The sequence below is a fragment of the Mesorhizobium sp. M1227 genome (assembly GCF_040318315.1).
Taxonomy (GTDB): Bacteria; Pseudomonadota; Alphaproteobacteria; order Rhizobiales; family Rhizobiaceae; genus Mesorhizobium.
Genome location: NZ_JAMYLZ010000018.1, coordinates 68,381 through 81,228, shown reverse-complemented (window position 1 = coordinate 81,228; position 12,848 = coordinate 68,381). Strand labels below are relative to the sequence as shown.

11 protein-coding genes are annotated in these 12,848 nt (G+C 64.2%); 8 read left to right on the top strand and 3 right to left on the bottom strand.

Going from position 1 to position 12,848, the window contains the following annotated elements:
• Positions 1-254: 254 nt before the first annotated feature.
• Complete coding sequence (locus NKH28_RS20715) at positions 255-1,445, bottom strand: DUF1173 domain-containing protein (RefSeq protein ID WP_352980299.1); 1,191 nt, start codon at positions 1,443-1,445, stop codon at positions 255-257.
• Between the two features lie 184 nt (positions 1,446-1,629).
• Here NKH28_RS20715 and NKH28_RS20710 point away from each other — a divergent pair, with 184 nt between their 5' ends.
• From NKH28_RS20710 to NKH28_RS20675, 8 genes are all read left to right on the top strand, one after another.
• Positions 1,630-6,144, top strand: coding sequence for a strawberry notch-like NTP hydrolase domain-containing protein (locus NKH28_RS20710; protein ID WP_352980298.1), 4,515 nt, complete (start codon positions 1,630-1,632; stop codon positions 6,142-6,144).
• A gap of 13 nt (positions 6,145-6,157) precedes the next feature.
• Positions 6,158-7,222, top strand: coding sequence for a DUF7146 domain-containing protein (locus tag NKH28_RS20705; protein WP_352980297.1), 1,065 nt, complete (start codon positions 6,158-6,160; stop codon positions 7,220-7,222).
• Positions 7,223-7,467: 245 nt separating this feature from the next.
• Entirely contained in the window at positions 7,468-8,409 is a 942-nt protein-coding gene (locus NKH28_RS20700) for a DUF2493 domain-containing protein (RefSeq protein WP_031241826.1), read from the top strand.
• A 63-nt stretch (positions 8,410-8,472) separates the two neighbouring features.
• A complete protein-coding gene (locus NKH28_RS20695; protein ID WP_352443212.1) occupies positions 8,473-8,733 on the top strand; it encodes a type II toxin-antitoxin system prevent-host-death family antitoxin in 261 nt (86 codons plus the stop codon).
• Positions 8,723-9,142 (top strand): hypothetical protein, encoded by a 420-nt coding sequence (locus tag NKH28_RS20690; protein ID WP_352442715.1) that lies wholly within the window; start codon positions 8,723-8,725, stop codon positions 9,140-9,142. Before NKH28_RS20695 ends, NKH28_RS20690 begins: the two co-directional genes overlap by 11 nt.
• A 288-nt stretch (positions 9,143-9,430) precedes the next feature.
• The gene (locus NKH28_RS20685) at positions 9,431-9,964 is read left to right on the top strand and encodes a hypothetical protein (RefSeq protein ID WP_352980296.1); all 534 of its coding nucleotides are present in this window, start codon (positions 9,431-9,433) and stop codon (positions 9,962-9,964) included.
• Positions 9,965-10,664: 700 nt separating this feature from the next.
• Complete coding sequence (locus NKH28_RS20680; RefSeq protein WP_006205585.1) at positions 10,665-10,988, top strand: DUF736 domain-containing protein; 324 nt, start codon at positions 10,665-10,667, stop codon at positions 10,986-10,988.
• Positions 10,989-11,045: 57 nt separating this feature from the next.
• Complete coding sequence (locus NKH28_RS20675; RefSeq protein ID WP_352980295.1) at positions 11,046-11,375, top strand: hypothetical protein; 330 nt, start codon at positions 11,046-11,048, stop codon at positions 11,373-11,375.
• A gap of 117 nt (positions 11,376-11,492) precedes the next feature.
• Here NKH28_RS20675 and NKH28_RS20670 read toward each other — a convergent pair whose 3' ends face one another.
• Together NKH28_RS20670 and NKH28_RS20665 are read right to left on the bottom strand one after the other, a co-directional pair.
• The gene (locus tag NKH28_RS20670; protein ID WP_352980294.1) at positions 11,493-11,900 is read right to left on the bottom strand and encodes a hypothetical protein; all 408 of its coding nucleotides are present in this window, start codon (positions 11,898-11,900) and stop codon (positions 11,493-11,495) included.
• Complete coding sequence (locus NKH28_RS20665) at positions 11,897-12,658, bottom strand: nucleotide-binding protein (protein WP_352980293.1); 762 nt, start codon at positions 12,656-12,658, stop codon at positions 11,897-11,899. The genes NKH28_RS20670 and NKH28_RS20665 overlap by 4 nt, the downstream gene beginning before the upstream one ends.
• Positions 12,659-12,848: the final 190 nt, after the last annotated feature.

Genomic DNA, 12,848 nt, shown 5'->3' with positions numbered 1-12,848 from the left:
CCGATGCAACGCGGGGTTCGGACAGGTCGAATGGCATGCCGAGTTCAACGCTGAGAACGACCAGGCGCCCACTGTGCTTACGCCGCGGACCTTCGCAAACCCGCAGCATGCTCACCGAAAAGGACGATCGCTGGTCACCCCTCACCATACCGTCATGGCCCAAGACAGCGGGGATCCTTGTCCAACGCATTGTCTGAATCGGTGACTGCCAATCGATTCACGACATTGATGGAAATCTGAGATGCCGTCCCAGCCTATGGAAGGGCCGGCATCTCCCCGTCACCGACCCGCCAGGTCCACGCACCCATCTCCGGTCGGTTCGCGATCATATCCTGCAACGAAGCCTCGTATGTCTCGTCCGAACCGGCGGGGACGACAAAGAGCGCGATCGGCTCATCCCTGTTCTGGAGCAAAGCGTTGGCGATCGGCTGGTCGGTTTGCAGGTCGTAGCGCAATCCCTTCACGCTCTTCTCGTGAAGGCGCGCAAGCGCATCGACGAGCCGCTTTTCCGGCACCGTCTCGTAAGGAATCCAGTTCTCTGATACCACCATCAACGCGACCTCCTCGACAATGGCGAGGCCGGCCGGGTTCAGTCCGAAGTTCGCGATCACCATCAGATGTGAGCTGGAATCCGCTCCCCACAGCGACAATTCTTTCTCGAAACGAGCCTGCAAGCGGCGGTGCAATGCATCGTCGATGATGAAGGGAAAGCCGGGCAAATGTCTTATGACAAGTTTTTGGCCGGAGCGGGCAGGAACAATCTCTTTCACCTCGCCGACCAGAACCAGTAGCTTTCGTGGGCCGGATTTCGGCGGTAGAGCGGCAGCAAGGGCAGCGTTACGACGATGTTCGATCGCTTGCCTGTTCTCGGCGCGAAACGGCTCGGGTACGAACACGATATCCGCGAGCAATCCGCCCCTCACCGTCATTTGCCCGGCAGCCTCGAGCAGATGCCAGCGGACATTCCACCAATGTCGCTTGCCGGCCCATCGGGATGTCCAGACCGTCAATTCGGCCTCGTGCCAGAGATAATGAAGGAGGCCACGCAGCGACATCCTCCTGGGATCGGCGGTTACGCTGGCGGAGCTCTCGCCAGCGGGCACCGACGCTGCCCGGCTCCCCGTCTTCGACAGGCTGAAATCGAGCTTCAAAGCCGCCATGCCGCTTTGCGGATCGAGCTGTATCGCGCTGCCCATCAAGGCGCCCAGGCCGGATAGTTCGTAAGGCGATTCATACGAATCGCAGGACGGATCATGCCCGCCGCCGCTCAGTGGCATGCGCTTGATCAGATGAAGGTCGCCGATGCGAGCGATGTACATCGGGCAGCCCGGCTCGCGGCACAGGCATAGCGGACGCTCGGTGCGGGTATAGGCGTTCGCCAGCGCAGCCTGCAGGTCAGGCGCTCCCTCCTCGTAGACCTCACCGCCAATTCTGAATCGTCGCATCACCTCCGCAGCTCCAGGTCGCCGCCGCATCCCTGTCCGCGCATTGAGTCATGGCTTTGCGCTGAGTGCAACCCCTTTGGTGCATCGGCGCCAGAGGCAGAGGGGAGCCGGGAGGAGTGCGGCCCGGCTGGCGCGGAGAGAGTGCCGGCGCGGGCGCCACTCCCCTCTCGCGAAGGACATCTCCATGAACATCGTTTCGACCACGTCGACCGTTGCCCGGACGGCCGCTCCCCTCGCCGCGCCGGCACAGATCTATCAGGCGGGAATGCGGCTTCTGCCTTTCCTCGAACAGGGCGAGCCTGTCACCACCGCCGCACTGCGCGTTGCCATGACCGACAGCTTCGGCGGCAGCGATGCGCAAGGGTTCTGGGTCTGGAAGGACGCCTATGAGGCGCTCGAAGTCGCCCAGGTGCTGTTTCTGCGCCGGTTCGGCCCGGCGATCCTGTCCCGGTCGACCACGCCGCAGGCAACACTGGCGATGATGAAGCGCATCGCTGACCTTCTTCCCACCCATACGCGACGGTCCGACGAGAGCCAGGCCATGCAGCAGCTCTCCACGCCCTTGCCGCTGGCCTTCGTCACGGCGCACGCCGCGGCGATCGCAACTTGCGACCTCGTTCTCGAACCCTCGGCCGGCACGGGCCTGCTGGCCGTCCATGCGGAGATGGCGCGCGCATCGATCGCCCTCAACGAGCTTGCCGCGACGCGGGCCGATCTCCTCGGCCTGCTGTTTCCCCGGTTCACCGTCTCGCGGCACGACGCCGCCCATATCGACGATCATCTCGACGCGGCCATGGAGCCGTCCGTCGTCCTGATGAATCCACCCTTCAGCGTCGGCGCCTATGTCGACGGCCACGTCACTGACGCGGCATGGCGGCATCTCTCCTCCGCATTCGCACGCCTGCGTCCGGGCGGGCGCCTGGTCGCCATCACCGGCACCGGGTTGTCTCCGGAAAACCCCAAATGGCGGCCGGCCTTCGAACGGTTGCAGCAGCAGGGCACCACCATCTTCACCGCGGCGATCGACGGCCGTGTCTACGCCCGCCATGGCACTACTACTGAGACCCGCCTGACAATTATCGACAAGGTACCGGCCGCCGACCCGACCTGCTTCGTCCGGTCGCCCGGCAAGGCCACGGATGTCGAAACGCTGCTCTCCTGGATCACGGATCTGCCGCCCCGGACACCGGGCGGCTTTCCGGACTCGATCGGTGCCCAACCGAACGGGATCCTGAGCAATGCCGCCATGCACATGGGTGCCCGATCGTGGACGAGAGCCGCACCCCTCGGTGTCTCAACGGCTGCTGCGAAGGCCATCCAATGGGTCCGTCCGATTGTGCGGGCGAAGCCCGCTCGCCGGGTCACGGCAAACAGCACGCCTGCCGTCCCGATCGCCTATGAGCTGCGCGACTGGATTCCGGAGGAGGGCGGCCGGCTTACCGACACGATCTACGAACCCTACGCGCTCCAGTCGATCGACATTCCCCGCGCCAAACCGCATCCGACCCCGCTGGTGCAGTCGGCCGCGATGGCCGCCGTCGCGCCGCCCAAGCCTTCCTATCGGCCGCTTGTTCCTAATGCGATCATCGACGAGGGCCTTCTGTCGGACGCCCAGCTCGAAAGCGTCATCTATGCCGGCGAAGCCCATTGCGGCCATCTCACCGGAGCCTGGACGGTTGACGAGACCTGCGATGTCGTCTCGGCCGCGCCAGAAGGTGCTGCGAACGCTGTCCGCTTCCGCCGTGGATGGTTTTTGGGTGACGGAACCGGCTGCGGCAAGGGGCGGCAAGTCGCCGGCATCATCCTCGACAACTGGCTGCAGGGCCGCCGCCGTGCGATCTGGATTTCCAAGTCCGACAAATTGCTGGAAGACGCCCAGCGCGATTGGGCGGCACTTGGCCAGGAAAAACTCCTCGTGCAGCCGCTCTCACGCTATCGGCAGGGCACGCCGATCCGCCTCGCCGAAGGCATCCTGTTCACGACCTACGCAACGCTCCGCTCGCAGGAACGGGAGGGCAAGAAATCCCGGATCGCTCAGATACTCGACTGGGTGGGCCAAGAGGCGAGGAGGGCCGAAGGCCCGACGGGGACTAAAGAAAGCCAGACAGGGATTGGAGAAAACCCGTCGGGGACAAAAAAATCTTTCGATGGCGTCATCGTCTTTGACGAAGCGCACGCCATGGCCAACGCCGCTGGCGGCAAAAGTGAGCGTGGCGACGTCGCGCCGTCGCAGCAAGGCAAGGCAGGCCTGCGGCTGCAGCACGCGCTGCCCGATGCCCGCGTTGTCTACGTCTCCGCGACCGGTGCGACCGCCGTCGAGAACCTCGCCTATGCGCAACGTCTCGGCATCTGGGGCAGCGAGGATTTTCCATTTGCCAACCGTGCCGAATTCGTCGCCGCGATCGAGGACGGCGGTGTCGCGGCGATGGAAGTGCTCGCCCGCGACCTCAAATCGCTCGGCCTCTATACGGCGCGTTCGCTCTCCTATGACGGGGTCGAATACGACCTTCTCGAGCACGCGCTGACCGACGAACAGATCCGCATCTACAACGCCTATGCGGACGCCTTCCAGGTCATTCACAACAACCTGACCGCCGCACTCGAGGCGACCAACATCACCAGTGAGGCTGGCACGCTGAACCGCAACGCAAAATCGGCGGCGCGCTCGGCCTTTGAAAGTACCAAGCAACGTTTTTTCTCGCATTTGATCACCTCGATGATGACGCCGACGCTGATCGGCGCGATCGGACAGGATCTTGCCGGCGGCCATTCGGCGGTCGTGCAGATCGTCTCGACCGGCGAAGCGCTGATGGAACGGCGACTTGCCGAAATCCCGACCGAGGAATGGTCGGACCTGCATGTCGACGTCACGCCGCGGGAATATGTCGGCGGGTACCTGATGCATTCCTTCCCGACGCAGTTGTTCGAGGAATACTCGGACGCCGATGGCAATGTCTATTCGCGGCCCGTTCACGACGAAGATGGCAATCCGGTTCAGTGCCGGGAGGCCGTTCGCCGGCGCGACGAGATGGTCGAGCGGCTTGCGTCGTTGCCGCCGGTCGGCGGTGCCCTTGACCAGATCATCCATCACTTTGGCACCGACACCGTCGCCGAGGTGACCGGCCGCTCGCGGCGCATCGTCAAGAAGACCGGCCGCGACGGTATCGACCGGCTTGCCGTCGAGAACCGCCCGGGCTCGGCCAATCTCGCCGAGACCCAGAGTTTTATGGATGACCACAAGCGCGTGCTGATCTTTTCCGACGCCGGCGGCACCGGCCGCTCCTACCACGCCGATCTCGGGGTCAGGAACCAGAGGCTGCGCAAGCACTATCTGCTCGAGGCCGGCTGGCGCGCCGACAATGCCATCCAGGGTCTCGGACGGACGCACCGCACAAATCAGAAGCAACCGCCCTTGTTCCGGCCGATGGCCGCCAATGTGAAGGCGGGCAAGCGCTTCCTGTCGACGATCGCACGACGGCTCGACACGCTGGGCGCGATCACGCGCGGCCAGCGCCAGACCGGCGGGGCAGGGCTGTTCCGTGCCGAGGACAATCTCGAAAGCCCCTACGCGCGGGCCGCACTTCGCCAATTCTACATGCTGCTGCATCAGGGCAGGATCGAAGGTTGTTCGCTCACGACGTTCGAGACCGTGACCGGGCTGTCGCTGACGACTGACCAGGGCGGGGTGCGTGACGAGCTGCCGCCGATCACGACCTGGCTCAATCGCCTGCTGGCGCTGCGCATCGAAACCCAGAATCTGCTGTTCGAGGTGTTCGAGCAGCTGATGGCGGCTAAGATCGAAGGCGCCATCGCCGCCGGTAACTACGACAGGGGGCTGGAGACGATCACGGCGGAGAGCATCGTCGTCACCGATCGCCGCACCGTCTACGCGCACCCGGTCTCGGGCGCGCAGTCGCATGTGCTGACCGTCGCGCGCAAGGACCGGATTCTGCCGCTCAGTCTCGTCGACGCGCTGGCCATCGTCCGGGCCGAGCCGCAATCGGTTCTGTTGGTGAACACGCGGTCGAACCGCGCGGCGATCCGGCTGCCGACGGCGAGCCTGATGCTCGACGACGGAACCGTCGAACACCGAGTGCGCCTGCTGCGGCCAACGGACGGGCTGCGCTTCGGTCTCGACGCGCTTGCCGAAACCCACTGGCAGCCCGCCGACCGAAAATTGTTCTGCGACCTGTGGCAGGCAGAAGTCGCCGCCGTCCCGGAGTTCACCACCAGCACCTTTCATATCGTGACGGGTCTGCTGCTGCCGATCTGGCGTCGGCTGCCGGACCATGATTGTCAGGTCTACCGGATCCAGACCGACGCCGGCGAACGCATCATCGGCCGCCACATCGCGCCGACGCTGGTCGCGACCATGTTGCGCAATCTCGGCGTCGACGATGTTCCGACCCTCGCTCCGGACGAGGCATGGACCGGCTTGATCGAGGGGCGGATCGGGTTGCAGCTTGCCGACGGCCTGATCCTGCGCCGCAGTCGGGTCATGAACGACTACCGTGTCGAATTGATCGGCTTCACCGACGCGATGGTCCCTCGGCTGAAGGCGCTGGGGCTGATCTCCGAGATCATCTCCTGGAAGCTGCGGCTGTTCATCCCGACGACCGCGCAAGGGTCCGCCATTCTCGCCACGCTTATCGACAGCCATACGCTGGTTGGCGTCACCGACCGTACAGCAGCGGTTTGAGGGGGAGGCGGTCATGTCCGGCTCGGCATCCGAGCTGGCACGCCGCCTCGGCGAACATGCCGAGGCGGCGTGCCGCGAATATCTCTCCAACGGCCATCGCTTCGGCAATTACTGGATGGTCGGTGATGTCCGCAACACGCGCGGCCGTTCCATGCATGTGCGGCTCAAGGCGGTTGGCGGCAAGGCAGCCGGAAAATGGGTCGACGAGCAATCGGGGGAATATGGCGACCTGCTTGACGTCATCGAGCAGAGCTGTGGTCTGGTCGACTTCCGCGAGGTCGCGGATGAAGCACGTCGCTTCCTCTCCATGCCGCTGCCACCGCCCCAGCTCCCGCCCCAGCCCCTTGGCTCGCATCGCCAGCCTGCTGCGACACGCGGCTCGCCTGACGCCGCGCGTCGCCTGTTCGCCATGTCCCATCCGATCGCCGGTACGCTGGCCGAACGCTATCTTGCCGGTCGCGGCATTTTGCTTTCGACGCATGAGCGCGCGCTGCGCTTCCATCCTGGCTGCTACTACAGGGATCTCGTCACGGGCGAGACGCGGACCCTGCCTGCGCTGATCGCCGCTGTCACCAGCCTCGACGGGCGTATCACCGGCCTGCAGCGCACTTACCTGTCCTCTGGGCTGGACCCGAGTGGCAAGGTCGGCAAGGCGCCGGTCGCCGATCCACGCCGCTCGCTTGGTCACCTGCTGGGCAACGGCATCTGGCTAGGCCAACAGTCCGGTGCGCCCGTCATGGCCGCCGGCGAGGGCTTCGAGACGATGGCGTCGCTCCGGACGGTGATGCCGGCGCTGCCGTTGGCTGCCGCCACCTCAGCCAATCACCTCGCCGGCCTGATCTTCCCGCCTGGCTGCCGTCGCCTCTACATCGCAGCCGATGCCGACGCCGCCGGCCGGCACGGCATAGAGCGTCTCAGCCAGCGCGCAGGCGAGGCAGGGATTCTCGCCCTGGTGCTGCGGCCGCAGCTCGGCGACTTCAACGACGATCTGCGTCATCTCGGCCAAGCCCACCTCGCGGCGTGGCTCCGCGATCAACTCGTCCCGGAGGATGCCCGTCTCTTCCTGCCGCCCGGATGAATGGGTCGGGCCGGCACGCGGCTCGGCGCGGCGTCGGACAGCCTGCAGATATGGCGGGGGTCCACCGGAGAGGCCGCGCCCGCGGCCTGCCTGAGAGGCGACCCCTGCCACCCCCCAGTCACGGCCGCAACGGCTTCGCCGTCCTCCGCTCGCGCTTCGGCCTTCGGTGCGGCCGCGCCCGGCGCGCGGCCGGGATGCGCTGTCAGGCCGCGATAGGCGCGGCCACAACCGACGGAGACACCGCCATGACCTACGACATTCCTCTCGACGACGCCTACGAGCCCTCCCACGCCTCCTCGCCGACCGACCGCGTCATCCTCGAACTGCAGATGTACGGCCATCGCCCGCATCAGGACGAACCTGACCCTCGGCCGCTTCCCGACGACGAGGTGATCCGGGCCGGCCTCGCCGGGATCGTAGAAACCTTCGCCGGCATGCTCGGGGACACCAGGCTCGAACCCGATCTCGACGACCTGCTCTGGTCGTTCGCAAACGTCTTCCACCGTGCCGCCGAGCGTGTCGCCCGCAGCCTCGACCGCAACGAGGAGGCGCAGCGCTCGAGTCAGCAGGAGCAGGACGGCTCGGAGGTGAAGTCGGTCGAGCTGGAGCGGCTGACCGCGGAAGGCATCAGCTATATCGAGCGCCGCAACGTGCTCGAAATCATGCGCGATGAGGCCGCCGATCTCTACGAGGCACAAACCGGATCGGCATGGCGACCGCGCACCGGCTCCAAGGTCAGCCACCAGGCGATGACCGCTTCGGTGATCGACAGCCGCGACTTCCTCGCCGCCCGCCGACACGCCGAAACCGAGGTGCTCGTTCCAGCAGGGACCAAGATCGCCTTCGCCGGCGGCCTCGACTGCAACGATCACGACAGGATCTGGGACGCGCTCGACAAGGCTCGCGAGAAGCATCCCGACATGGTCCTGCTCCACGGCGGCAGCCCGCGCGGCGCCGAACGCATCGCCGCCTGCTGGGCCGAGAACCGCAAGGTCACCCAGATCGCCTTCAAGCCGGACTGGACCCGGCACGCCAAGGCAGCCCCGTTCCGCCGCAACGACCAGCTTCTCTCCGTGGTGCCCTACGGCCTGATCGTCTTTCCCGGCTCCGGCATTACCGACAACCTTGCCGACAAGGCCCGTCGGCTCGGCATCCCCGTCTGGCGGTTCGCGGAGGGCGGCGCGTGAGCGCCGTTTTCTTGCAAATCTGGCGAATCCAGATAATATGGAGATCGATCAAGGAGTCTAGCCATGCGCCAGTTCACGACGGGGGATCTCAACAAGCAGGTTGGCGACGTCACCGACGTTGCCAGCCGCGAACCCGTTATTCTTACCAAGCACCGGAAACCCCGGTTCGTGCTGATGAGTTACGAGCACTACGAACGGATGCGCATCGGCGGCGATCCCCGCCGCGCATACCATGTCGCCGAGATGCCGGAGGAACACACGGAACTCTTCGCCGCCGAGATCGACCGATTGGCGCGCGGGGAAGGATACGATGATGAGCGGTAGATTTCTGCCCGGTCAGGTGATCTCCTATCCTTATCTTTGGGCATGGCAATACGAGCGCGGCGAAACGGAAGGCCGCAAGAGCCGGCCGACCTGCGTGGTCATCGCTGTCCGCGGCGCAAGGGATGGCCTGACCCATCTCGCGCTCCTGGCTATAACCACCCAGCCACCGACCAGCGATCGGGTCGGTTTGGAAGTCTCCGCTATCGAGTGCCGCCGCGCCGGTCTGACCGATCTCAAACGCTGCTGGATAGTGGTTGACGAATACAACTACGATATTGCCGAACGCTCCTGGTACATCGAAGCCGACGGTAAGCCCCTCGGTCGTTTCAGCAAGGCATTCATGATGAAGATCGCAGGCGCCTTTATCGAAGCGCGCAGCGAGGGCCGCCGCGTCAGCCGTCTGGATTGACGTTCTCTTTTCGCGGCCATGCGCTCGATCCAGGACGGGAGCCTCTGGCTGGCCGACAAGACCACTAGCTCCAGCGCGAAGCGCCACTAGCCAGATGCGCGTAGCGCCTCCGGCAGCTGCAGGATCCGGGCGCGCCGGCCTGCGGCCGGCCGGGCTCTCGTCGCGGCGTCCCGCCGCTTCCCGAGCCGGCTTTGCCGTCTCGGCCTTCGGGTGACGATCCCTCGCGCAGGGCCAGGGGAGAGGGCGGCCGGCGCGGGGCGGGGACGCGGGAGAGAAGGGAAAGTCACCATGTCGATGATATTCATAGGTGGATCACGCGAGATATTCGAGCTGCCGGAACCTGCCATCGCTCGCATCGGCGCAATCGTTGCTGCCGAGCACGGCGTGCTGGTTAGCGACGCGTCGGGAGCGGATGCCGAGGCGCAGGGCCTGCTCGCGGGCTACAAGTACGAGCATGTCGGGGTCTTCCATGCCGGCAAGGAACCCCGCAACAATCTGGGCGACTGGGCCGCCTACCATGTCCCGTCACCTGGAGGCACTCATGGATCTTGGTACGACGCCGCCAAGGACCGGGAGATGGCGCGGCGCGCCGACTTTGGCATGATGGTCTGGGACGGCGCATCACCCGGTACGGCCGTCAACGTGCTTCGGCTCGCCATCGCAAACAAGCCGTGCGTCATTTACGATCTGGCCAGGGGCCGGATGGCAACGACGTACAATGTGGAGGACTGGTGCGCCATGCTCCGCCATGCCGGTTCGGACATTCGCCGCCAAGCCGAAGCCCGCATGATGCCGGAGGAGCGTCTAACGTTGCCAGGATGATGGCTGCCGACAGCCCGGCGGGTTCAATCCGATATGTTGATCCGGCTCCGCGCCGCCTAATCCACTGTATGTGCGGACGGAGCCGGCCCCTTTCGAAACCGGTCCACGCGCAGAGCCGCGGGGCGTTGTGCGGATGATCATCTTGACGCTTCTCGCCTCAAGCGGGTGCAAGCGTGCCGAACAACATCCTGGCTTGCCGGGTCATCCAACCTGACTGCGCGGTATCGTCCCCGAGGGGCGTGAAGGCCGCTGCCAGCCGGCTCCGATCTCGAAACCACTCTGCCGCGAGACCGAACATGCAAGGCGGCCACGCGCCGGGCTGCTGTTCGATGTGTTGGCGATGCCGACGACATGACCCGAGAGGCTGCAGCATGTTCCTGCGATCCGGCAGCGTTGCGTCGGCGGTCTAGCGATGGCGGCCTGAGTTCTTTTCCTTCGGTCGCATCCGGGGCCATTCCCGTTTCATGTCGCCTTTGTAGACGACCGCCTGCTTTGTGCGGTCAACCCCCGTTGGGGGTACACTCGGCGAATATTCAGGAAAATTCGATTTCTGTTTTTGTCTGCGGGCAGGCGAAGGGCCTGCCCGCAATTTTTCGGCAAATAGAATTTTCCAGAATTTTCGCCGAGATGACCGCAGCAGGACGGCCCTCTCCTTTGGCGCCATCGGGAATGGTCCCGATGCAACCGAAGGAGAACTACCATGGCCACCACGATCGCAAACCTCACCACCAAGGCCGACGGCTCGATGGAAGGCGTCTTTGCCACACTCCGGGTCAACGCCCCGATCACGCTGATCCCGAACACCAACAAGTCGCGCGAGGACGCGCCCGACTACCGGATCGTCAACAAGCGCACGGGCTTCGAGATCGGAGCCGGCTGGCACCGCATCTCCCAGCGTTCGGGCGAGGAGTACCTCTCGGTCAAGCTTGAAGCCCCCGAGATCGGCGTCATCTTCGGCAACCTCGCGCCCGCCCCGGGTGGCGAGGAAAACAAGAAGGTCATCCTCTGGAACAACCCCCAGTGAGGCATCGGTGGCCGGCCCCGCGAGGGGCCGGCTCCCCACCGGCAAAAGGAGGTTGCAATGAGCCGCTACACCATCACTGTCACCGGGCAGGGGCGCTCAGACCAAGACGCTGTCATCGGTTACGACCCACCGCTTCGGACCTACTTCCTGCAAGCGTTCCCCCACGAAGAAACCGACGAGCCCCGTCTTTGGCTTGGCACCCACGATCGCGCGTTCGAAACGCTTGGATATCTTCGCCACGCCGCGACTGCGCACGGCTACGACTTCATGCCGCTGCCGCCCGAAATGGCTGCAAAGCTGGTCGAGGATAAAGCGGCAGCTGGCGATCGTTCGGAACGGGACGGAATCCTCGGTGAACTGCTGAGACACCTCAACCAACCCGAGTAGGCAAACACATCTCAGGGCCCGCGACGGAACACTCCGTCGCGGGCCCTTTTTTTGCGCGTCGCAAAGAGCCACGAACATCACCCGTCACAGCATGCGACAGCGACTCCAAACCGCCGATTATTCCTTTGGCAGTTTGTGCTTATGAACGCGGATATAATCCTGCACAGCCTTTCGCAGCAGTTCGGTCATGCTGTGCCCGTTGCTGATCGCCAGTAACTTGAACTGCCGCTGCTCCGCAGCCGTCAGGTAGTAACCGCAGCGGATCATCTCCTCCTCGCGAATCTTCTTTCCGGCGATGGGGTCCTTTTTCTGACCCTGCCGCAGCAGCTTGCGGAAATCGGGCCCGACTGCCGGGGACGGCTTTGTCTCTTCCTGCATCTGTAGCGTGGCTTGCTCCTTGATCCCTGACGGCTCGACCTTCGGTGGGATGAACATGCTCGGCAGTGCGGGCGGCTGCGTGGAGATCGCCTTCATCATGCGGGCCTTCTTGTCGTCACCGGGTTTCGGCGCGGTCTCTTCACTCATGCCGCGTTCCTTGTGGCTTCGATGAAGGTTTGCAGAAGGTCGTCAAAGACCCCTTCGCTTTCGGCAACCGCCTTCGCGTCGGGTACCTCAGGGCTGTAAAGGGTCTGCCCGGTCTGAAGGTCGCGGTAGGCAACGCGATTGTGCAGGACGTGTTCCGCAATCGGTGTCCCGTTGGCCTGGATGATGGCGCGCAGTTCTGTCAGGGCTCGCGCCCTGCCATCGATGATGGTCTGCTTGGTCAGCACGAATATCGCAGGCAGCGGTCTACCCCGGCTCTCGACCGCCAGCGGGATGTAGTGGTCGGTGATCTGGATGGCGGCGGTCACATCGTCGAGGGCAAAATAGACCGGCACGACGACAATGTCGGCCGCGAAGAGCCCGGCCATGAGGTTGTCATTTGTGGTGCCTTCCGTATCGATCAAGACGACCGAGCGTTCTCCGTTGTGAGTGGTTGCCGCGCGAAGGATCTCCTGCGGCGTCATCGCGCTCACCATCGTAAGTTTGTCAGGACGATTGCCAGCTTCGCCGAGCATCTGGAACCAGCGGTTCATGTTCTGCCGCCGGTCGCCATCGATGAGAGTGACCGAATAACCCCGATGCAGTGCGACGGATGCGAGGGCACGCAGCATCGTCGATTTGCCAGTGCCGCCCTTTGGGATCGCAGCGGAGATGATCATGGGGGCCTCCTTCCGGCGTTGTCTCCTTGTTTCCATGTTAACATGGAAACAAGTCATCATGGACACATGAAACAAAATCACGGTCGAAACATGGTGACATACTCAACGGGGAAGACTGGGTTGGCAACCCAGGCGCGCATAGATAAGGGCTCGCTAAAGGTGCAGTTTTTGCGCAGCTGCTATCTTCAGGAAAGAAGGGGTCCGGTGGCCCATCGACTACGCTTTTCCGACTAGGCATCGTCCTCAACGCATCATAGACACATCGCATCAA